20 protein-coding genes and 1 pseudogene are annotated in these 21461 nt (G+C 69.6%); 10 read left to right on the top strand and 11 right to left on the bottom strand.

Going from position 1 to position 21461, the window contains the following annotated elements:
- The first annotated feature begins 11 nt into the window (after positions 1 to 11).
- On the top strand, positions 12 to 1250 hold the full coding sequence (locus tag IFU11_RS12965; protein WP_192019187.1) for an acyl-CoA dehydrogenase family protein: 1239 nt from the start codon (positions 12 to 14) through the stop codon (positions 1248 to 1250).
- Between the two features lie 101 nt (positions 1251 to 1351).
- On the opposite strand, the gene IFU11_RS12960 is transcribed toward IFU11_RS12965, so the two are convergent.
- From IFU11_RS12960 to IFU11_RS12945, 4 genes are all read right to left on the bottom strand, one after another.
- Positions 1352 to 2734, bottom strand: coding sequence for an LLM class flavin-dependent oxidoreductase (locus tag IFU11_RS12960; protein WP_192019186.1), 1383 nt, complete (start codon positions 2732 to 2734; stop codon positions 1352 to 1354).
- Between the two features lie 23 nt (positions 2735 to 2757).
- Positions 2758 to 4296: a hypothetical protein gene (locus IFU11_RS12955; RefSeq protein WP_192019185.1), complete on the bottom strand. Its 1539-nt coding sequence runs from the start codon at positions 4294 to 4296 to the stop codon at positions 2758 to 2760.
- A gap of 95 nt (positions 4297 to 4391) precedes the next feature.
- Positions 4392 to 4793, bottom strand: coding sequence for an MmcQ/YjbR family DNA-binding protein (locus IFU11_RS12950; protein ID WP_137244098.1), 402 nt, complete (start codon positions 4791 to 4793; stop codon positions 4392 to 4394).
- Positions 4794 to 4832: 39 nt separating this feature from the next.
- Positions 4833 to 5246, bottom strand: coding sequence for a winged helix-turn-helix transcriptional regulator (locus IFU11_RS12945; RefSeq protein ID WP_192019184.1), 414 nt, complete (start codon positions 5244 to 5246; stop codon positions 4833 to 4835).
- Between the two features lie 79 nt (positions 5247 to 5325).
- Here IFU11_RS12945 and IFU11_RS12940 point away from each other — a divergent pair, with 79 nt between their 5' ends.
- Positions 5326 to 6123 carry an NmrA family transcriptional regulator gene (locus IFU11_RS12940; protein ID WP_192019183.1) on the top strand — a complete coding sequence of 266 codons (798 nt, stop codon included), beginning with the start codon at positions 5326 to 5328 and terminating at the stop codon, positions 6121 to 6123.
- A gap of 58 nt (positions 6124 to 6181) precedes the next feature.
- Here the strand turns inward: IFU11_RS12940 and IFU11_RS12935 are convergent, their stop codons facing one another.
- Together IFU11_RS12935 and IFU11_RS12930 are read right to left on the bottom strand one after the other, a co-directional pair.
- On the bottom strand, positions 6182 to 7219 hold the full coding sequence (locus IFU11_RS12935; RefSeq protein ID WP_192019182.1) for a DUF418 domain-containing protein: 1038 nt from the start codon (positions 7217 to 7219) through the stop codon (positions 6182 to 6184).
- Positions 7220 to 7298: 79 nt separating this feature from the next.
- Entirely contained in the window at positions 7299 to 7541 is a 243-nt protein-coding gene (locus IFU11_RS12930; protein ID WP_064296841.1) for a hypothetical protein, read from the bottom strand.
- A 38-nt stretch (positions 7542 to 7579) separates the two neighbouring features.
- Between IFU11_RS12930 and IFU11_RS12925 the strand changes: the two genes are divergently transcribed.
- Positions 7580 to 8071: a MarR family winged helix-turn-helix transcriptional regulator gene (locus IFU11_RS12925; RefSeq protein WP_079706494.1), complete on the top strand. Its 492-nt coding sequence runs from the start codon at positions 7580 to 7582 to the stop codon at positions 8069 to 8071.
- Between the two features lie 27 nt (positions 8072 to 8098).
- Here the strand turns inward: IFU11_RS12925 and IFU11_RS12920 are convergent, their stop codons facing one another.
- Positions 8099 to 9481, bottom strand: a complete 1383-nt coding sequence (locus IFU11_RS12920; RefSeq protein WP_124767546.1) for an MFS transporter — start codon at positions 9479 to 9481, stop codon at positions 8099 to 8101.
- Positions 9482 to 9623: 142 nt separating this feature from the next.
- On the opposite strand from IFU11_RS12920, the gene IFU11_RS12915 reads away from it, so the two are divergent.
- The 7 genes and pseudogenes from IFU11_RS12915 (at position 9624) to IFU11_RS12885 (ending at position 16808) form a co-directional block, all read left to right on the top strand.
- Positions 9624 to 10895 carry a hypothetical protein gene (locus IFU11_RS12915; RefSeq protein WP_124767547.1) on the top strand — a complete coding sequence of 424 codons (1272 nt, stop codon included), beginning with the start codon at positions 9624 to 9626 and terminating at the stop codon, positions 10893 to 10895.
- A gap of 122 nt (positions 10896 to 11017) precedes the next feature.
- The gene (locus tag IFU11_RS12910) at positions 11018 to 11245 is read left to right on the top strand and encodes a hypothetical protein (RefSeq protein ID WP_192019181.1); all 228 of its coding nucleotides are present in this window, start codon (positions 11018 to 11020) and stop codon (positions 11243 to 11245) included.
- A gap of 373 nt (positions 11246 to 11618) precedes the next feature.
- Positions 11619 to 12590 (top strand): annotated as a pseudogene (locus IFU11_RS12905) (MetQ/NlpA family ABC transporter substrate-binding protein); the annotation flags it as partial.
- A 46-nt stretch (positions 12591 to 12636) separates the two neighbouring features.
- Entirely contained in the window at positions 12637 to 13776 is a 1140-nt protein-coding gene (locus IFU11_RS12900; RefSeq protein WP_192019180.1) for a methionine ABC transporter ATP-binding protein, read from the top strand.
- Positions 13769 to 14434 carry a methionine ABC transporter permease gene (locus IFU11_RS12895; protein WP_071260563.1) on the top strand — a complete coding sequence of 222 codons (666 nt, stop codon included), beginning with the start codon at positions 13769 to 13771 and terminating at the stop codon, positions 14432 to 14434. The genes IFU11_RS12900 and IFU11_RS12895 overlap by 8 nt, the downstream gene beginning before the upstream one ends.
- Positions 14431 to 15612 carry a hypothetical protein gene (locus tag IFU11_RS12890; RefSeq protein WP_192019179.1) on the top strand — a complete coding sequence of 394 codons (1182 nt, stop codon included), beginning with the start codon at positions 14431 to 14433 and terminating at the stop codon, positions 15610 to 15612. Before IFU11_RS12895 ends, IFU11_RS12890 begins: the two co-directional genes overlap by 4 nt.
- On the top strand, positions 15609 to 16808 hold the full coding sequence (locus IFU11_RS12885) for an acyl-CoA dehydrogenase family protein (RefSeq protein ID WP_192019178.1): 1200 nt from the start codon (positions 15609 to 15611) through the stop codon (positions 16806 to 16808). Before IFU11_RS12890 ends, IFU11_RS12885 begins: the two co-directional genes overlap by 4 nt.
- Before the next feature lie 79 nt (positions 16809 to 16887).
- On the opposite strand, the gene IFU11_RS12880 is transcribed toward IFU11_RS12885, so the two are convergent.
- From IFU11_RS12880 to IFU11_RS12865, 4 genes are read right to left on the bottom strand one after another with little or no spacing between them, the layout of a single operon-like run.
- Positions 16888 to 17817: a carbohydrate ABC transporter permease gene (locus tag IFU11_RS12880; protein WP_192019177.1), complete on the bottom strand. Its 930-nt coding sequence runs from the start codon at positions 17815 to 17817 to the stop codon at positions 16888 to 16890.
- On the bottom strand, positions 17810 to 18754 hold the full coding sequence (locus IFU11_RS12875; RefSeq protein ID WP_371742781.1) for a carbohydrate ABC transporter permease: 945 nt from the start codon (positions 18752 to 18754) through the stop codon (positions 17810 to 17812). The genes IFU11_RS12880 and IFU11_RS12875 overlap by 8 nt, the downstream gene beginning before the upstream one ends.
- The gene (locus tag IFU11_RS12870; RefSeq protein WP_228501925.1) at positions 18751 to 20085 is read right to left on the bottom strand and encodes an ABC transporter substrate-binding protein; all 1335 of its coding nucleotides are present in this window, start codon (positions 20083 to 20085) and stop codon (positions 18751 to 18753) included. The genes IFU11_RS12875 and IFU11_RS12870 overlap by 4 nt, the downstream gene beginning before the upstream one ends.
- 23 nt (positions 20086 to 20108) lie before the next feature.
- Complete coding sequence (locus tag IFU11_RS12865) at positions 20109 to 21341, bottom strand: Gfo/Idh/MocA family protein (protein ID WP_192019176.1); 1233 nt, start codon at positions 21339 to 21341, stop codon at positions 20109 to 20111.
- Between the last annotated feature and the right edge of the window lie 120 nt (positions 21342 to 21461).

Below are 21461 nucleotides of genomic sequence, written 5' to 3'. Positions count from 1 at the left end.
AACGGAACCAGATGACCTCCGCACCCTCCACCACCGCCCGCCCGGTCGGCTTCGCGGCCGCCCGCGAGCTGCTCCTGCCGCTGTTCGCCGAGATCCAGGCCGGCGCCGTGGAGCGCGAGCTCGAGCACCGGCTCCCGCGGGAGGAGGTGCGGAAGCTCGCCGCCGCCGGCTTCGGCGCGCTTCGGGTCCCCGCCGAGTTCGGTGGTTCGGGGCTCACCTTCCCGGAGTTCACGGAACTCCTGATCGAGCTCGCCGCGGCGGACTCGAACCTCCCGCAGATCTTCCGCGGCCACATCGCCCTCGTCGAGGACCAGCTGGTCGCGGCCCCCAGCGATCGACGCACCGCCTGGCTCGAGCGGTTCGTCGCCGGTGAGATCGTCGGCAACGCCTGGAGCGAGGTCGGCTCGGGCGCGCTCGGCGTCTCCGGAACGGTCGTCACCGAGCGCGACGGTCGCTACGTCGTGAACGGCCGCAAGTTCTACACGACGGGCAGCATCTACGCCGACTGGACAGACGCCACCGCGCGACTCGTCGTCGAGGGCCAGCCCGACACCGAGGTCACCGTGCTCGTCCGCACGAACCAGCTGGGCGTGACGATCGCCGACGACTGGGACGGCTTCGGGCAGCAGCTCACCGGCACGGGGACGATCGTGTTCGAGGACGCCGTCGTCGACGCCGACCAGCTGCACCCCTTCACCGACCGGTTCCGATACCAGACCGCGCTCTACCAGCACGTGCTCATCGCCGTGCACGCGGGGATCGCGGCGGCGGTCGAGCGCGACGCCGGGGAGCAGATCCGTGCGCGCACCCGCGTGTACACGCATGGTCTCGCGCCGCTCGTGAAGGATGACGGGCAGATCCAGGCGGTCGTCGGCGAGATCTCGTCGATCGCGTTCGTCGCGAAGCAGACCGTGCTCGGGGTCGCCACAGCGATCGAGCGGGCATCGGAGACCGCCGCCGACCGGGATTCCGCGGACGACCTACAGGCGAACATCGAGGCCGAGATCCGTTCCGCCCAGGCGCAGGTGGTGCTCTCGGAGCTCGTCCCACGGTCCGCGACGCTGCTGTTCAACACGCTCGGCGCCTCAGCCGTCAGCCGCACGAGCGCCCTCGACCGCCACTGGCGCAACGCCCGCACGGTCGCGTCGCACAACCCCGTGATCTACAAGACGCGCATCGTCGGCGACTGGTCCATCAACGGAACGCCGCCGCCCTTCGTCTGGGCCGTCGGTACGGCCAAGCCGCAGTAGCCCGCCGCGGCACGAGACCAGGGCATCGGCCCGAGAGCAGGACATTCCGCGTCGAGACGTACTGCTCTCGGGAGGATGTCCTGCTGCCGAGCGGGTGCGGGTCAGCGGCCGGCGAAGGCGCCGCGGTAGGCGCGCAGCGGGTGCGTCTCCGGGAGGGTCGGCTCCGCCCCGAAGAGCTTCTCGCGGAGCGTGCCAGGCGCGTACTCCCGCTGGGCGAGCCCACGCTCCTGCAGCACCGGCATGACCTCGTCGACGAAGACCTCGTAGGAGTCGGGGATCATCCAGTTGGCGACGTTGATCCCGTCGATCCCGGCCGCTCGCCACTCGGCCAGGTGGTCGGCGATCTGCTCCGGCGTGCCGACGACGCGACCCCGCAGCTTCGCGGTGAGCTTGGCGAGGTCGCGCACGGTCGGCTCACGGTCCGGCGAGAGGGCCTGCAGCGCCTCGAGCATGCTGTGCCCGCCCTGGGTCTCGACGTCCTTCAGCGGGGTGTCCGGGTCGATCGGATTCCCGGTCGCCTGGTCGGTGCCGAGGTTCGAGTGCGCGAGGAACGCGTCGGCCGACAGGAGGTCGTCGTACTCGGCCTCGATGCGCTTCGCCTCCTCCTCGGTGCTGCCGACGATGAACGACATCGCCTGCCAGAACTTCACGTCGCGCGGGTCGCGGCCGGTCTCGGCGACGAGCGCGCGCGTCGACTCCGCGGACGCCCGCGCGGCCTCGATGCTCGGCGCCATCATGAACTGCACCTCGGCGTAGTTCGCGGCGAACGCCTTCCCCGCACCGGACGAGCCGGCCTGGAACAGGAGCGGCGAGCGCTGCGGCGACGGCGACGACAGGTGCGGGCCTTCCACGCGGTACCGTTCGCCGACGTGGTCGATCCGGTGCACCTTGGTGGGGTCGGCGAAGACGCCGCTGGCCTTGTCGGCGAGGAGCGCGCCGTCGTCCCACGACCCCTCCCAGAGCTTGCCGACGACCGCCACGTACTCCTCGGCCCACGCATACCGCTCGTCGTGCTCGACGAGGCGGTCGAGCCCGTAGTTGCGCGCCGCGTTCTCGAGGAAGCTCGTGACGATGTTCCAGCCGACCCGCCCACCGGACGCGTGGTCGATCGTCGAGATCTTCCGGGCGAAGGTGAACGGGTGCTCCTGCAGGATCGACGAGGTGAACGCGAGGCCGAGGTGCTCGGTGCTGATCGCGAGCGCCGACAGCAGCATCGACGGGTCGTTGCTCGGCAGCTGCATGCCCTCGCGGGCGTTCACGTCGAAGGACGCCCCGGCACCGCCGTAGACCCCGACGACGTCGGCGAAGAAGATCGTGTCGAACCGACCCCGCTCGAGCGTCTTCGCGAGGTCGACCCACAGGTTCACGTCGTCGAAGGTGTGCTGCTTCGCCTCCGGGTGGCGCCAGAGGCCGTGCTGCATGTGGGAGCCGGTGTTCATCACGAAGGCACCGAACTGGAGGCGGGAGGGCTGAGCGGCGGTCATCCCCTCACGCTACCGGCAGGGGCTCAACCGAAGGTGCCCTCCAGGTAGACGTCCCCCTCGGGGCCGGAGGTGTGGATCTGGTAGTCGGCGGGGTACCCCGACGGACTCGTTCCGGCGAGCGCCGGGTCCTGCAGGATGGCGACGATCGCTGCAGCCTCCTCCGGGGTCACGTCGTTCACGTAGAGCTTCGGTTGGGCGTTGACCTCGATCTCGACACCGGGATAGGCCTCGACGACGGCGAGGATGGCGTCGACCATCGGCACGCTCAGCTCGGCCGGGTCGTCCGCCATGGAGAAGCGTTCCGGCACACGGTAGTGCGCGCCGTCCGGGTAGATCCCGCGGAGTTCCCGGACCGCCGCGGGAAGGGCGTCCATGGAGAAGACGGTGATGAGCGGTGCCCCCTCCGTGACGGCGATCGACACCTGCAGCCGCTCCGTCAGCATCAGCCGCTGCAGTTCGTCGGCGATCTCATCGATGCTCTGATCGCTCGGCACGAGCTGCACCCGCCACGGTCCCCGTGGTGGATCCTGTTGCTGGGCGGCCGACGTCGGGTCCGGCTCGCGCTGGATGACGACGATCGCGATGCCCTCGAGGTCCTCCCCGGCACGCTTCGCCGCGTCCGCCGCGCCGAGCACCTGCCCGACGCCGGCATCGAGCGACATCGTCACCGTCGCGCCGTGACCGACGACCTCGATGTCGGCGATCCCGTCGATGTCCGCGAGCGCCCGAGTGAATCCGTCCTCGGCTTCGGACCGTTGCGCCGCGGCGACCTCACGCGCGGGCGGCGGGCGGAACGCACCGGTCGACGCCACGATGACCGCGACGACGACGAGACCGGCGAGCACCGCAGTTACGACCCGCACCCCTCGCCGGCCGATGGCGAAGGAGAGGAGCATGATGAGCGCGGCGACGATCAGCACGGGGGCACCGTAGACGACGAGTCCGAAGACGAGTATCGCGAGTGCTGATCCGAGATTGCTCACCAGCCCACCAGCGGCTCCGCTGGCGAGCAACCCCACGGGCGGTATCCCGAAGACCACAAGGAGACCGAAGCCGATCCCGGCGACCATGACCGCCGTCAGGCCGCTCACGTAGGCGAGCCCTCGCGAGGGGGTCCTCCGACGGACGACCTCCATCACCGGTTGGACGATCACGAGCATGACGCCGACGGCGAGGAGGATCCACCCGCCGAGCGAGCCGAGCATCTGGTACCAGAGCTCCGCCCCCGACGGCCCGCCGAGCACGAGCGGCGCGTCGGGGCCGTACGACCCGGTCGACTGATCGACGCGCATGGCGGTGCCGACGATGTTGAAAAGCGTCATGACGACGCCCCCGATGGCGATGATGAGGACGGCCGAGACGACGAGGTCGACGGAGCGGATGAGATACGCGATCAGGAACGCGACTCGGGGCGACCGGCGGACAGGATCCTGGGGATCCGCGGATGCGTCGTCGGGGTCGGGCGAGGTCGCCACGGTCGAGGTCGCGTGGACGGATCCGGCGGCGCTGGCCTCGGCGTCATCGCGCTCAGGCGATGTCCCGGCTGCGCCCCCGTCGCTCATGGCTCCCCGCTTCCGATGCGTCTCGATGACGCTCCCCCGGTCGTCAGTCTGGCACGACCCTTTCGAGATGCTGCCGCGACCGGGCCCGTCCCGGGTCAGCGCGCGTCGAGCGCCCGGAGCTGCCGCTGGAGGGCGACCTGCCGGTACGAGGTGTCGATCAACTCAGCGATGAGTGCCCAGTCGACGTCGTCGAGCGTGCGGCCGTCGTCGCCGTCGAGACCGGCGTCGAACGCGAGCTTGCCCGACGGGCCGTCGTACTTCGGCGACCAGAACCGGTCGTCCTCGAGCCAGGCGCCGCGCTCCTCCTCGGCCGGCGTGAACGTGATGCTGTGCGGGATGCGCATCTCCGACCCGACGGTCACGAACACGCGCTTGCCCGCCTTGAACCGCGGGCGTCCGTGGCCGAACGTCTCGACGGCCTCCGGATAGGCGAGGCACAACCGCCTGACGCGTTCGACGAACGGGTCGTCGGGATCATGCACGATCGGATGCTCCATGCGCCGACGCTACTCCGCGCGGGCGTCACGCGACAGTGCTCACCGGATGCGGTGCCCCGGGTGGGCGGCGTCGTACGCCGAACGCGACGCCGCGATCACCGGCCGCTGCTCGAGCGACCAGTCGACGAGCGTCTTGATCAGGTGGGAGAGCCCAGCACCGGACGAGGTGAGCGCGTAGGACACCTGCGCGGGAACCGTCGGGTACACGGTCCGGTCGACGAGGCCGTCGCGTTCGAGGCGGCGGAGGGTCAGCGTCAGCATGCGTTGGGAGATCCCGTCGATCGCCCGCTGGAGTTCGCGGAACCGGCGGTCGCCCGACGCGAGCTCGACGACGACGAGGACCGACCAGCTGTCGCCGATGCGGTCGAGGACGTCCCGGATGCCGCAGTCCGGGTGGTCCTCCTTGCCGCAGGGTTCGAGGTCGGCGGTTACCGCGGTGTGCGTGAGTGACATGGAAGTGCCTTCTTGTGGGGCCGGAACAGGGGACGCAGACTCGTCCGAGTCATCAGTCCGAACACCGAAAGGCCCTGAAATGATCCTCGTCACCGGAACCACCGGCCAACTCGGCAGCGCGATCCTCGATGCGCTCACCGCCCGTGGGGCTGCACCGCTCGCGAGCAACCGCAGCGGACAGGACGGCACGCGACGGATCGACTTCGACGACCCCGACACCGTCTCCTTCGTCGGGGTCGACACGCTCGTCCTCGTATCGGCGGGTGAAGCCGAGGACGACGTCGTGATCGCCCGACACGAGACGGCGATCACCGCGGCCGAGCGGGACGGGGTTCAGCATGTCGTGTACACGAGCCTCACCTCGGCCGGAGACCACCTCGCGTTCGCGCTCCCGCACCGGTGGACCGAGCGTCGGCTGCAGCACAGCAGCCTGGCCTGGACGATCCTGCGGAACGGCCTCTACGCCGAACTGTTCGGGTCGCTCCTGGCGTGGTCGGGCGACTCGCTCGGTTCGGCATTCGGCGACGGGGCGCTCGCCGCCGTCGCACGAGCCGGCCTCGCCGAGGCCGCGGCCGTCGTCGCAGAGTCACCGTCGGACCACGTCGGTCGCAGTTACGACCTCGTGGGCGAACCGATCACGGCCGCGCAGGTGGCCGATCGCTTGGCCGTTCCGCTTCGCAGCGTCTCCCTCGCCGAGCAGCGGTCGACGCTGGCTGAGGCCGCGCTCAAGCCATTCCAGCCCGCCATGCTCATGTCGATCTTCACCAGCGTCCGGCACGGATTCCTCGACGGCACGGGTGACGACCTCCGAACCCTGCTCGGACGCGAACCAGCGGACACGGTCGCGGTCGCTGCCGCCTCGCTCCCGCCCCGCTGAGTCGCCCGGATCTGCACGAATCCGAGCCGAAACCGTGCAGTTCCGGGCGACTCAGCGCTCAGGCGGCCGGCAGCGCAGCACCCCGCAGCGGGACGGCGCGACGCCAGGTGGCCATCCGCCAGACCCACTCGACCGGCCCGTAGCGGAAGTGTCGCAGCCAGAGGCGGCTGAGTACCGACTGCACCGCGATGAGCGCGACCGCTGCGACGCTCACCGCGGCCAGGTCGTCGATCTCCCGGAAGGGGACGACCAGCCCGACGACCGCGAACACGGCGCTCGCGGCGAGGTAGTTGGTGAGGGCCATGCGACCGAGAGGTTCGAAGACGGCCGCGAGCACCCGACGCACCGGCGTCTGCCAGAGCAGCGCGAATCCGGTGACGTACACGACGGCGAGGATCCCGCCCGCGATCCCTCCGGCGGTCGTGAACCGTGGGTCGCCGGGTTCGGTGGTCTGCCAGACGACGGCCGGGAATGCGAGGGCCGCCGCCACGAGGAAGGTGATCCACACGGGCCGCCGCCCGGCGTCGAGCACCTTCGGCAAGCCGTGCGCCGCCGCCCCCGCACCGGCGAGGAACAGTCCGGGCAGGGTCGCGAGGCCACCGCCCGTGAGCGCGTAGGCGGCGATCGTGAGCACGACGCCGGACCCGAGCAGCGCCCAGCGCGGCAACCACAGCATGAGGGGGAGCATGAGGATCCCGCAGATCGCGTACTCGCGGAGGATCTCCCCCGGGTACAGGAACCCGTGCGCGACACCGATCAGGAGCAACGCTCCGAGACGCAGCAGCATCGGGACGAGCGCGCCGGTGCCGCGACGGCGGGCGCCCTGGATCACGAGCATCGCGCTCAGCCCGAAGAGGAAGGCGAAGATGGGGACGAACCGCGTCTGCACCGCGAACTCGAGCACGGTGTCCATGAGCGTGGACTGTCGCTGGTCGAACGGGATGTCGCTACCGAGCCGGGTGATGTCGGGGACGTTGACGAAGAGGATGCCGACGAGTGCGAACCCGCGGAGGGCGTCGATGAGGTGCCAGCGACGCGAGGTGGCGTCGCCGGTGGACGGGACCGGCGGCGTGGAAGAAATGTTGACCTGAGGCATATCACCAGTTCAGCAGGCGTGGCGGAAGCCCGCATGCACCTGGAGGATGACGTCCTGCCATCCGGGATGGAGATCGCCCTCAGGCGGCCGGCGCCTTCGGGCAGTGCAGCTGCGTGCGCGGGCCGGTCGTGCGATCGACGATGTGCTCCGACATGGCGTGGCCGCAGATCGGGCACCCCGACTGCGCGGCCGGCGGCAACGGCTCCTCGTTGTAGGGACCGAGGGGCGGCGGACCGAGCACCTTCCACATGCGGCCGTTCACCCAGCCGTACAGACCACCGGCCTCGCGCACGGACTCCCGGAAGGATCGTTTCTCGCTCATATTGATGAGTGTACTAATCATTTGGGTACGATGGGACCGTGACCGCCAACGAATCCACCACCGTCGCCACGGCCGACGACCTGCTCCAGCTCGAGAACCAGGTCTGCTTCGCGCTCGCCGTCGCGTCGCGCAGCGTCATCTCGCTCTACAGGCCGATCCTCGAACCGCTCGGTCTCACCCATCCGCAGTACCTCGTGATGCTCGCCCTCTGGCAGCACAGCCCGCGCTCGGTCAAGGACCTCGGCGGAGCGCTGCAGCTCGAGCCGGCGACGTTGTCCCCGCTCCTCAAGCGCCTCGAGACCGCCGGGCTCGTCCGACGCGACCGCAGCCGACTCGACGAACGCGTGCTCGACGTCTCACTCACCACCGCCGGCCGTGAGCTGCGCACTCAGGCGGAGGCCATCCCGCACCGGGTCATGAACGAGCTCCGGATGGACGCCGAGCATCTCACCCAGCTCCGCGAGATGCTCCACGCGGTGATCGGGGCGGCCACCACCGCGCCCGCCGTCACGGGTGTCGATCCGCTCTGACCGAGGGCTCGCCGCCAGGCGACAGCGTCAGGCCGGCGACGAGGTCGTCGTCTCCGGCGCGGTCGCGGTCCGCGGGTTCCGGATACCGACGAACGACACCACGCCGCCGACGAACATGAACACGGCGGTCGCCAGGACCACCCGCGGGAACCCGTCGACGCCGAGCGCGCCACCGGCGATGATGCCGACCAGGGCGATCGAAACCAGGCCGGCCACGCGCGACACCGCGTTGTTGACCGCCGATCCGATGCCGGCATGGGCCGGGTCGATCGATCCGAGGATGCCCGCGGTGAGCGGCGCGACCGTGATCGCGAGGCCGAGACCGACGAGCAGGATGCCCGGGAACAGCTGCACCCAGTAGTTCAGGTCCTGCTGCGCACCCATCATCAGCAGGAAGCCGACGCCGGCGATGATCGGCCCGACCGTCATGAACAGCCGCGGTCCGTGCTTGCCGGCCAGCTTGCCGAACCACGACGACAACGCGAGCATGACGAGCGTCGGCGGCAGCGTCGCGATGCCGGCCAGCGTGGCGCTGAAGCCCGCCGTCTGCTGGATGAAGACGGCGATGGCGAAGAAGCCGAGCGAGAGGGCGCCGTAGATGAAGACGGTCGCGATGTTGCCGTAGCCGAAGTTCCGCACGCGGAAGAGCGACAGCGGCAGCATCGGGTCGGGGTGGCGGCGCTCCCACCAGAGGAACGCGACGAAGGACACGACCCCGCCGATGAGCGGCACGAGCAGCATCGGGCTCGACCAGCTGTAGCGCTCCTGCTCGATGAGCGCGAAGACGGGACCACCCAGCCCGACGGCGCCGAGCACCGCACCGACGACGTCGATCCGCGGGCGGTGTTCGGGCTCGGGTACGCGGTCAGTACGCATCATGAGCCACAGGGTGACGAGGATCGGGATGATGTTGATGGCGAAGATGAGGCGCCAGGACAGCGTGTCGACGAGCACCCCGCCGAGCAGCGGGCCGGTGATGCCCGCGGCCCCCGTCCATGCCGTCCAGGTGCCGATCGCCTTGCCCTGCGCGACGCCGCTGAACGTCGAGATGATGATGGCGAGCGAACTCGGCACGAGCAGCGCGGCCGCGCCACCCTGGAGCAGCCGGGCGATGATGAGCACCTCGGCGGTCGGTGCGACCGCGCACAGGATCGAGGTGACGCCGAAGCCGATGAGCCCGATGCGGAGGATGCGGATGCGCCCGAACGCGTCGGAGAGCGAGCCCGCGAGCAGGATGAGCGAACCGAGGGTGATCAGGTAGGCGTCGACCACCCACTGCTGCACGATGAGGCCGCCGCCGAGTTCCTTCGTCATCGCGGGGAGCGCGACGTTCACGACCGAGCCGTCGAGGAACGCCACGAACGAGGAGAGGATCGCGATCGTGAGCACGAGGCGCTGCTGGCGGGTCATGGGTTCAGGGTAGCCCCGCGGACCGACGCGTCGAACGCGATCCCGAGGAAGCTCGACAGGCGTCGAAAAGCCGTCGACGCCCGACGCCCGACGCCACGTCCTTCCCAGCCGATCCCCGCTCCGCGTTCGTAGACTGGAGCCCATGGACGACCTGTGGTGGCTCCCCTCGCTGATCGTGTTCGGGGGCGTCGGCATCATCGTCTGGTTGCTCGTCACCCTGCTGCGTCGGCGCAACCCGAAGACCCCTGTCGCCTCCATCGACGACCTCCACCGCCGCGCGGGCATCGCCCTCGTCCGCACCGACGACGCGGTCCGCGAGGCCGAGGACGAGGTCGGATTCGCCGAAGCGGAGTTCGGACGCGAAGCCGCCCGAGGGTATGCGGCCGACGTCGCCTCGGCACGCTCGGCGCTCGGGGAGGCGTTCCGGCTCCGTCAGTCGCTCGAGGACGAGATCGCCGACACGGAGGCGCAGCGCCGCGCCTGGAACGAGCGGATCATCAGCGTCTGCGAGGACGTCGAGCGCACGCTGAGCGCCCGGCTGCGCGGCTTCGACGAACGCCGTGGCGCGGAGCGATCGGCGCCCGAGCTCCTCGACCAGCTCGAGCGACGCATCGACCGCGCGCGCGAACGACTCACCACCACCGGCCTCGCGATCGCCTCGGCCGCCGATCGCTATGCGGCGAACGCCGTCGAGGACGCCCGGGTGCTCCGCCGGACCGCGCAGGACGCAGTCGACCAGGCGACGGCCGATGCGGCGAAGACGAAGGATCGGATCGACACCGCCCAGCCGGCCGCCGCGTCACTGCACGCCCTGGGGCGCGAGCTGCAGCAGGCGGAGGACCGGCTGGACGCCGTCGAGCGTTCGCTCGCGGGCATCGCTGCAGCGGAGACCGAACTCGCCGCAGCGGGGCGGGAGCTCCGCACGGTGATCGCCGAAGCGGAGGCATTGGGCGCGACGGTGGAACGCGCGGAGACGGCCGCCGTCATCGCGGCTGCCGTCGAGCGGGCGAACCGCGCGCTCCTGGAGGCGGAGTCGACCACGTCCACGGACGGCGACCGCGTCCTGCCCGATCCGATGCGACATCTGGAGGCGGTTCGCGCCGCCGACATCGATCTCGACGCGGCCCTCGCGACCGCCCGGAGCGCACAGCAGCGCCTCGACAACGCACGCGAGGCGATGCGCGGGGCACTGTTCACCGCGGACAGCAACATCCGCGTCGCCGTCGACGTCATCTCCGCGCACCGAGGGAGGGTGGGTGCCGACGCGAGGACGCGCCTCGCCGAGGCACAGCGGCAGCTCGCGCTCGCGGAGGCGGCAGCGGTCGACGATCCGGTCGAGGCGCTCGACGCCGCCCGCCGGGCATCGCGGATCGCCCAGGACGCCGATGCATTGGCGCGATACGACGTCGGGTGACGGTGGCCACCTGACAGGTGGCGGCCGACACTCAGCATTCATGTTCTAGAATACGGGCACTGCTGTCGCGACGTACTCACCGTGATCGCGAAGCCCTCGCCGCCGACTCCCGAGAGGACCCCGTGCCCAGCTCGTCCGCGCGCCCGCCGCGCTCCGCGTCCCCGATCTTCACGACGCTCACCCACGGGTTCGACGCGCGGGCGGCGTCCTCTCCTCCGGAACAGACCCCTCTGGCCGGAGCACCGACCCACCACGGGTCGCCGATCCCCTCACCCGACTGCCCGATCTTCGATCAGCTCGCGGGCCGACGCCTCGCCCGCCGCCGGAGCAACGTCGTCCACCCCGCCTGACCCCGCCCTTAGACAGGCTTAGGGACCGGTAGAGGCGCGCGGGGCACCCCGCCGCTGAGCGCCGGATTCGGTCGCCGAGCCCCAGCTCCGGTCATTGAGCCCCGGCCCCGGGCGTTGGGCCCCGGGCGTTGAGCCCCAGCCCCGGTCTATGAGCCCCAGCCCCGGCCACTGAGCCTGTCGAAGCACCGCGGGAGGTGCGGAGCGCCGGTCGACGTGCCGCAGTGTAGGGACGATCGCCCGCCCGTGCAGCGCGTTTACGTTTCATCTCGAACGGTGACGGTCCGCGGTAACGCAACGGGCGTCCCTCCGCACGCCTGTGGAAACTGGCTCCGTGCACGCACCAGTGCACCCACAGACAGAGCCGAGGACCATCATGAGTGAGCACACGGGACCAGAACCGAGCGAATTGCGGGCGTCGATCGCCTCCGGCAAACGGAAGCGCCGGAACCTGCTGATCGGCGGTGTCGCGGTCGTCGCCGTCGCCGCGATCGCCGTCGTCGTCTCGGTCGTGGTCGGTGGCCAGAACGGTGCCGCCGACGCGGCGACCGGTTCCGACGCACCCGCCGAGCGCCTCAGCGTGAAGATCGCGGTGTCGGAGGACACGCAGTTCCAGGACGCCGTCAAGGAGGTCGCCGCCGAGAAGGGCCTCGACGTCGAGTGGGTGAACGTGAAGGACTGGGTCCTCCCGAACACCGAACTCGTCGCCGGCACCGTCGACGCGAACGCCTTCCAGCACATCCTCTACCTCTCGGCCTTCAACGCGGAGAACGACGCCGATCTGACGCCGGTGTTCTCGACCGTCATCACGCAGTGGGGCGTCTTCTCGAAGACGCTCACCGACGTCAAGGACCTCGCCGACGGCGCGCGCATCGCGATCCCGGACGACCCGTCCAACGGCGGCCGTGCCCTGAACATCCTGGCCGCGGCCGGACTCATCGAGATCGCAGCGGACGCGGGGAACTTCCCGACCGTCGAGGACGTCACCGCGAACGACAAGAACCTCCAGTTCGTGCCACTGCCCGCGACGAGCATCCCGCAGCAGTTCGACGACCCGTCCCTCGCGGCCGTCGTCGTCGGGACCTCCTACTTCGACCCGAGCCAGGGCATCACGAAGGACGACGCGCTCTTCCTCGACGACTCGCTCTCCGAGAAGAACCTCCCCTACGTCAACGTCATCGCCACCCGCGAGGAGGACAAGGACAACCCGGCCTGGAAGATCCTCGAGGACACCTACGCCGACCCGCGCGTCGCCGAGGCGCTCGACGACGAGTTCGCCGGGAACTCGATCCTCGTGAAGGTGCCGGTGAAGGACCTCCGCGACAAGCTCGCCGAGCTCCAAGCCGAANCCGTCCGGGGTCTCCCGGACGGCCCTCCCGCGAGAGGAGCAGGTGATGAACACAGCAATCGTCTTCGAGGACGTCAGCAAGACGTTCGAGGTGAAGGGCCGTGCCTTCGAGGCGCTGCGCCACGTCGACCTGACGGTCGAGCGGGGTGAGATCTTCGGCATCGTCGGGTACTCCGGCGCCGGGAAGTCGACGCTCCTGCGCACCGTCAACGCCCTCGAGCGGCCGACGAGCGGGCGGGTGGTCGTCGAGGGCCTCGAGATCTCCGCGCTCGCCGGGCAGGCGCTCTACGCCGCCCGTCAGCGGATCGGCATGATCTTCCAGCAGTTCAACCTCCTGGAGTCCCGGACCGTCTACAAGAACATCGCCTACCCGCTCAAACTCGCGAAGGTGCCGGACGCCGAGATCCTCGACCGCGTCGAAGAGCTCCTCGCGTTCGTCGGGCTGAGCGACAAGGCGCTCGCCTACCCGTCGCAGCTCTCCGGTGGGCAGAAGCAGCGGGTCGGCATCGCCCGCGCCCTCGCCACCCGCCCGGAGATCCTCATCTCCGACGAGGCCACCAGCGCCCTCGACCCGCAGACGACCGGCGAGGTCCTCGAGCTCCTCCGGCGCGTGAACGAGGAGTACGGCGTCACGATCCTGCTCGTCACCCACGAGATCGACGTCATCCGCGAACTCGCCGACCGGGTCGCCGTCATGGAGGACGGCGAGGTGGTGGAGCAGGGCAGCGTGTACGAGGTGTTCTCGGCACCACGCACCGCGACCGCGCGACGCTTCGTCTCGTCGGTGCTCCACCACATCCCCTCCGACGAGGTGCTCGCGAAGATCCGGGCCGTGCACCACGGGCGCCTCGTCCAGCTGCACGTCGAGGACCGCGACACCAACCACCCGTTCCTCTCGCGGGTCGCCCGCGACAACGACATCGACTTCAACGTCGTGTTCGGCGGCGTCGACGAACTCCAGGGCCGACTGTTCGGCAGTCTCACGGTCGAGCTGCTCGGACCGGACGACCGCGTGGACGCCGCCATCGCGGGGCTCCGAGCCACGGCGACCGTCACCGCGATCGACCCTGCGCACGCCCTTCGACAAGCTCAGGGACCGGGCGTGGGGCAACACGGACCGATCGCCGCCGGGCACGAACCGCTCGCCGAGGACCCCGACTCCCTGAAGGAGCACACCCATGCGTGACTTCGATCCCGACGCGTTCTTCCCGCGTCTCCTCAAGGCCATCGGGGAGACCGGCCTCATGGTCTCCGTCTCCTTCGCCGTCGCGACGGTCATCGGGATCCTGCTGGGCCTCCTGCTCTATGCGAGCCGGCCCGGCAACCTCCTGCAGAACCGCGTCGTGTTCGGCGTCCTGAACTTCATCATCAACGTCATCCGACCGGTGCCCTTCCTCATCGTCGCGATCGCGCTCATCCCGCTCACGCGGCTCGTGTTCGGCACCGGCCTCGGACCGCTTCCGGCGACGATCCCGCTCATCCTCGTCGCGAGCGTCGCCATCGGGCGCGTCTCCGAGTCGAACCTCGTCGCCGTCTCACCGGGTGCCATCGAGGCCGGCGCGGCCATGGGGGCGAGCCCTGTGCGAGTGCTGTTCACGATCGTCGTACCCGAGGCGCTCGGCCCACTCATCCTCGGACTGACCTACATCCTTGTCGCCCTCGTCGATGCGACGGCCGTGGCCGGGGTGCTCGGCGGCGGCGGCCTCGGTGACCTCGCCATGACCTACGGCTACCAGCGGTTCGACTGGATCGTCGTCGGACTCGTCGTCGTCACGCTCGTCCTGCTCGTGCAGCTCGCCCAGTTGCTCGGCAACGTGCTGGCGAAGCGGGTGCTGCACCGATGAGCACCGACGATTTCGACTCGTTCCTCTCCTCCATCCGCGGCGGCGCCGTGTCGCGTGAGGCCGACCGGCGCCTCCTGTTCGACGAGGTCGCCGAGCTCAAGCACCTGGGCTTCGCCGCTGCCAGAGTGCCCGTCGCGTCCGGCGGCGGCGGGCTCACGCTCGAGCAGCTGTTCGCGCGGCTCATCGCACTCTCGGCGGCGGACTCGAGCCTCGGGCACGTCTGGCGCGGACACATCCTGTTCGTCGAGGCGCTGCTCGCTTCGCCCGACGCCGCCTATCGGGAGCACTGGTTCGCCCGGCTGAGCGCCGGCGACCTCGTCGGGAACGCGCAGTCGGAGCGGCACGCGACCGCACACCTCGAGACCGTCCTCGACCGCGACGACGAACTCCTCACGGTGACCGGCACGAAGTACTACACGACCGGCAGCATCTACGCCGACTGGATCTACCTGTCCGCGCTCGACGGGACCGACCGCGTCGCGGTGACCGTCTCCGCGCACGATCCAGGCACCCGCTCGGTGGACGACTGGGACGGCTTCGGACAGCCGTTGACGGGAAGCGGGACGACCACCTTCGACCGCGTGCCGGTGGACCCGCGCGACCTCGTCGTTCACAGCAGCGACGCGGCGGGGTGGCACCGGACGGGCGCCCTCCAACAGCTCATCCTGCTCGGTGTGGTGGCGGGCATCGCGCAACGTGCCCTTGAGGACACCGTCGACTATGTGCGCGCCAGGCGACGGACCGTCGGCCACGCGGGCGAGCACCTGCCACGCGAGGATCCGCTCGTGCAGTCGATCGTGGGCCAGCTGAGCAGCGTCGTGCACACGGCCCGCGCGCTCGTCCTCGCGTCTGCTCGGACCCTGGAGGAACCGGCCACCGATCCCGACGCCGCGCGTTCGGCGCTCCTGGAGGTCTTCCGCGTCCAGCAGGTCGTCCTCCCGCTCGTCCTCGATGCCCTCAGCCGCCTGTTCGAGGTCGGTGGTGCCTCCGCCGTCGGCCGGTCGACCGCGCTGGACCGGCACTGGCGGAACGTCCGGACGATCGCCTCCCACAATCCCGCCGTGCAGCGTTCGGCGGCACTCGGGCAGTTCGAACTCAACGGCACCCTGCCCGAGTGGCAGGCTCCGGGGGCGCGGCCCGAGACCGAGCCCGTTCCGGCGGATGGAGAGCAGGCATGAGCGAGACGGCGACGATCGACCGGGACCTGGCGCAGCGCTTCGCACCGCTCTTCGACGAGCTCGGGCGGGACGCCGTCGAGCGGGAACGCGAGCGCCGGCTGCCGTATGCCGAGGTGGAGGCGCTGCGTGAAGCGGGCTTCCCCCGCGTGACGCTGCCGCGACGGTATGGCGGCGAGGAGGCCACGCACGGCGAGCTGTTCGAGCTGCTCGCCGAGCTGGCCAGACGCGACCCGAACCTCGCGCAGCTGTTCCGATCCCACTTCTCCTACATCGACCGCACCCTGCACGCGCCGGCGTCCGCGGACCGCGAGGCGCGCCTGGCCCGGCTGGCCGACGGAGCCATCGTCGGCAACGCGAGCCACGAGCGGTCGACCGCGAAGGTGGGCTCCCTCGCCACCCGGCTCACCGAGACGCCGGGCGGTCTCCGACTGAACGGGACCAAGTTCTACAGCACGGGGACGCTGTTCGCCGACCTCGTCGGGGTCGCCGCCGAGCAGGACGGCGAGTTCGTCTCGGTGCTCGTCGAGACGGAGGCCGCGGGTGTCGATCGGATCGACGATTGGACCGGGTTCGGACAGCGGCTGACGGGCAGCGGCACCACCGTCTTCACGGAGGTCGCCGTCGACGCGTCGGCGGTGACCCGACGCGAGCCGGAACGCCCCTCGCACGGCGGCGCGTTCGTACAGTTGGTCCTGCTGGCGGCGGTGACGGGCATCGGCCGCGCAATCGTCGACGACGCCGGTGCGTTCGTCCGGACGCGGACCAGAACCTACAGCCACGGTGCGGCGTCGACCGCCCAGGCCGACCCGATCGTGCAGGAGGTCGTCGGTGAGCTGTCGGCGAAGTCGTTCGCCGCCGACGCCGCCCTGGCCGCCGCGACGACCGCACTCGGTCGTTCGAGCGCGGCGATCCTCGGTGCCGACCCGGATCTCGTCCAGGAACGGATCGCCGCCGTCGAACTCGCGACGGCGCGCGCGCAGCTGGTGATCCTGCCCGCCGTGCTCGACGCCGCGACCGCCCTGTTCGACGTGGGCGGTGCGAGCGCCGTCGAGACGCACCGGGCGCTCGACCGGCACTGGCGGAACGCCCGCACGATCGCCTCACACAACCCGTCCCGCTTCAAGGCCAGGGCGATCGGCGACCACGTCGTGAACGGGACGCCGATCGCCTCCTGGTGGAGCACCGGCGAGGCGTGACGCCCCGCCGGTCACGCCCTTCGACAAGCTCAGGAACCGGAAGCAGCGCAGAGACCCGGTCACTGAGCTTGTCGAAGTGCTACTTCAGCCCGGAGAACGCCAGCCCGTCGATCACCCGGCGCTGGAGCACGATGAACAGGATGAGTACCGGTGCCATCGCAAGGATCGACGCCGCCATCATCACCGGGTAGTCCGTCGTCTTGTCACTCGAGAGCGTCGCGAGACCGGCGGCGAGCGGCATCGAGTTCGCGTAGGTGGACACCACGAGCGGCCAGAGCAGTTCGTTCCACGACCACAGCACGGTCGTGATCGCGAGGACGCTGATGCTGGGCCTCGCGAGCGGCAGCATGATCTTCCAGAAGATCTGGAACGGCCCGGCGCCGTCGATCCGTGCCGCCTCCTCGAGCTCGGTCGGCAGGTTCAGGAACGCCGTCCGCATGAGGAAGGTGCCGAACGCGCTGAAGAGGCCGGGTGCGACGATGCCGAGCGTGGTGTTCAGCCAACCGAAGCCCTGCACGATCTGGTACTGCGAGATGAGGTACGCCTGCGAGGGCACCATGAGGATCGACAGCGTCACGGCGAGCAGCACCGCGCGCCCCCGGAACCGCATCCGAGCGAACGCGTACCCCGCCATCGTGCAGAGGACGATCTGCGCGAGCGTCCTGATGACCGTGATGACGATCGAGGTGCGCAGCTGATCGAGGAACGGGAGGCGCTCGAACACCGCGGCGTAGTTCTGCCACTGCAGTTCGGCCGGCCAGAACGTGGGGACCACGCTCTGCATCTCCGCGTTCGTCGACAGCGACATGATGATCTGCCAGATGAACGGGAACGCCATGATGAGGCCACCGACGCCGAGCACGATGTGGGCGACGACGTGCGACCCGCGCCGCTGGCCGGGCCGACCGGCGTCGCGGCGTCGCGCGGACGCGGCGGACGGACGACCCGAACCCGGAACGGTGACGGCACGGGTGGTGAGCGGTGCTGTGGCCGTGAGTTGCTCAGTCATTGTTGACCCATCGTTTCTGGAGCCGGAACTGGAGGAGCGTGACGAGTCCGATGATCAGGAAGATCACGATCGCGATCGCCGCCGCATACCCCTTGTCGTTCTGGACGAAGCCCTGGTCGTAGAAGAAGTAGACGAGCGACATGCTCTTCGGGAGCACCGGGTTGGTGCTGCCGAGGATCGCGTACAGCAGGTCGAAGAGCTGGAAGCTCGAGATGACCGTGATGATCGTGACGAAGAAGATGCTCGGGGTGAGCAGCGGCACCGTGATCGAGCGGAACTGCCGCCACCGGGTCGCGCCGTCGAGCTCCGCCGCCTCGTACAGCTCCGGTGCGATGTTCTTGAGCCCGGACGCCAGGATGATCATCGAGAAGCCGAGAGACGACCAGAGGCCGACGATCGCCACGGCGAACATCGCGGTGCCCGGCGTACTGATCCAGTAAGGGCCGTCGACACCGACGAGCGACAGCGTGTAGTTGAGGATGCCGAAGTCACCGTTGAAGATGATGCGCCAGACGATGGCCACGGCGGTCGGCATCGCGACGTACGGCAGGAAGAAGAGCACCCGGTAGAAGCTCGCGAACCGGAGCCCCGGGAGGTTCAACAGGCTCGCGAGGTAGACGGCGATCGGGATGCCGAGGAGCACCACCGCCGTGTAGATCAGCGTGTTGCCGAGGGAGGAGTAGAGCCTCGGATCGGCGAACAGCCGGACGTAGTTCTCGACGCCCGTGAAGGTGGTGCCGCCGAACACGCCCCACTCGGTGAACGAGTAGTAGGCGGTCTGGATCATCGGCCAGATGAAGAAGACGCCGATGCCGGTGAGGAGCGGGAGGACGAAGACCCACGGCCAGGCACCGTCGCCGCGGGCGGCACCCCGCCGGGCCGCTCTCGGTGAGGAGAGCGGCGCCGACGGGGTGCGCAGCACGGTCTGACCGGTCACTTCTTGGCCAGCGCGGCGTTCATCTGCTCGGCGAGATCCTTCGCCACGTCGGCGACCGGCTTGTCGCCACTGAACGCGTCGGGCAGGAGCTCGACCTCGAGCGCGTTCCACGCGGCGGTGTTCTCAGACACCGGCAGTGGCTTCGCGTAGTCGAGGGCGTCGAGGAAGACCTGCAGGTTCATCGTCGGGTAGGAGTCGACGAACGACTGCTGCGTGCCGGTGAACGCGGGGATGACGGCGCCGAGGTCGCCCTGCTGCTGCTGGGCCTCCTCGCTCGCCAGGAACACCTGCAGCGCCTGTGCGGCCTGCTTGTTCTTGCTCGCCGATGCGACGACGTTGGAGACACCGTGGATGACCGTCGCCTGCTCCTCGCCGGTCGGCAGCGGGAAGGCCTGGGCGGTGGCGGCGACGTCGGACTCGCCGACGAGCGGACGCAGCCAGCTGCCACCCCAGTACATGGCGAGTTTGCCGGAGGTGAACCACTGGTCGGCCGGCGTGTCAGTCAGCTGTTGGATGCTGGGTGATGAGCCGTTCGCGATGAGGTCGGTCCAGAACTGGAGCCCTTCCTGGGCCTCGGGGCTGTCGTACTCGGACTCGGTCTGGTCGTCGTTGATGACCTCGCCGCCGGCCTGCAGGATCGTGTTGTAGTAGGTGGTCTGGCCGTCCATGCCGCCGGCAGCGCCGTAGACACCCTGATCCTTCAGCTTCGTCGAGATCTCCTGCGCGGCGGTGTCGAAGTCGTCCCAGGTCCAGCCGTCGGCGGGCAGCGCGACGCCGGCCTGCTCGAAAAGGGCCGTGTTGACCCAGACGCCGATCGTGTCGAAGTCCTTCGGCACGCCGTACTGGGTGTCGTCGAGCGAGTACAGCTCGTTCAGTGCCTCGGGGTAGTTCTTCGGGTCGATGTCGCCCGCCTTGACGGCGCCGGTGATCGGCTCGATCTTGCCGTTCGCCGCGTAGACCTGGAAGTTCGGGCCGTTCAACCAGAAGAGGTCGGGCAGGGTGTCGCTCGAGGCCTGCGTCTGGAGCTTCGACCAGTACGAGGCCCAGGGTGTGACGTTCACGTTGACGGTGATGTCGGGGTAGACCTTGTTGAAGGCCTCGATGTTGGCGTCGATCGCCTCGACCTGGGCCTGGTCCCAGACGCCGTAGGTGATCTCGGCCTTGAGGTCCTTCGGAGCGGCGGCGTACTCGCCACCGGTGGCGCCCCCGCCACCGGTGCTGCAGCCGGCGGTGAGCGCGGCGGCGGCGAGGAGGCCGATGCCGCTGAGGACGGCACGGCGGCGGTTGCGACCGCCGGGTGCGGTGTTGCGGTTCATGAACGGCGAAGGCATGACTGGAGTCCTTTCGAGGTGCGCTACCGGGCGGCGGCGTCGAGGGAGTGCGGTGCGGTGCTGGCGGTGAGGGAGGAGAAGTACTCGACGAGTGCGGGGTCGAGTGGCGGGATGTCGAGCGGGATCGAACCGTTGCGGAGCGAGTGGGCGGCGAGGGCACCGGCGGCGACGGCCTGGCGTGCGGCGACCGGCGACAACGTGGTGGGGGTGCCGTCGGCGACGAAGGCGAGGAACTCGTTCATCGTGTCGAGGTCGGCGTCGGCATGGCCCTCCTCGACGCCCGCGATCGGGTACTCGACGTCGCCCTCGGTGCTCCAGGTGCGACGACGGTTCCAGACCTTGACGGTGCCACCTGCGGTGTCGCCGATGTTCTCGAGCCGACCGTGCGTCCCGATGACGGTGTAGTTCCGCCAGTAGTCGGGAGTGAAGTGGCACTGCTCGTAGCTGGCGGTGATCCCGTGCTCGAGGGTCATGAGCATCATCGAGACGTCCTCGACGTCGACCACGGGGTTCAGGCCGCGCTGCGCCTCGGGCGGCCAGTTGTCGTAGGAGAACCAGTCGGCCATGGTCTGGCCGCTGCGGTCCTCGTGATCGTCGATGTCGCCGTAGACCGCGAGGTCGCCCATCGCGACGACGCGCTGCGTGTACGCGCCGGCGAGGAAGTGGACGACGTCGATGTCGTGGCTCGCCTTCTGCAGGAGCAGGGTGTTCACGCGCGAGCGGTCGGCGTGCCAGTCCTTGAAGTAGTAGTCGCCGCCGTTGCCGACGAAGTGACGCACCCAGACGGACTTGACCGCGCCGATCTCGCCGCGCTCGATGACCTCATGCATGAGCCGGACGACGGCCGCATGCCGGAAGTTGTGCCCGACGTAGAGCGGCGTCCGCGACTCGTAGGCGGCCTGGAGGACCGCGTCGGCGTCGTCGAGCGTGATCGCGAGCGGCTTCTCCAGGTAGACGGCGATGCCGGCGCGCAGCAGGTCGACCGCGATCTCCTTGTGGGTCCAGTCGGGCGTCGTCACGATCGCCGCGTCGATACCGCCCTGCGCGATGAGCGCCTCGTGGGAGTCGAACACCTCGATGTCGTCGCCGAACAGCTGCCGTGCCCGACCGCGACCGATCTCGGTGGTGTCGACCGCCGCGACGACCGATGCGGACGTGGGGCTCGTGGCGACGTGTTCGGCGATGTAGGCCCGCTGGCCGGTGCCGATGACGGCGACCCGGAGGCCTTCTGGGGTGGTGGCTGGTGCAGTGCTCACTCGATCACATCCGCTTCCTTGCGTGAAGTTGATTCATATGATGCCAAAACGATCATGAAATGACAATAGGCGATCACAGCGCTGACGCAAGTGCGGAGCGGCCGATGTGGAGAGGTTTTA

Origin of the sequence: Plantibacter sp. CFBP 8804 (genome assembly GCF_014841225.1) — a bacterium.
Classification (GTDB): Bacteria; Actinomycetota; Actinomycetes; order Actinomycetales; family Microbacteriaceae; genus Plantibacter; species Plantibacter auratus.
Note: the sequence above shows the minus strand (reverse complement) of the source record. Positions and strands in the feature narration are given on the sequence as shown.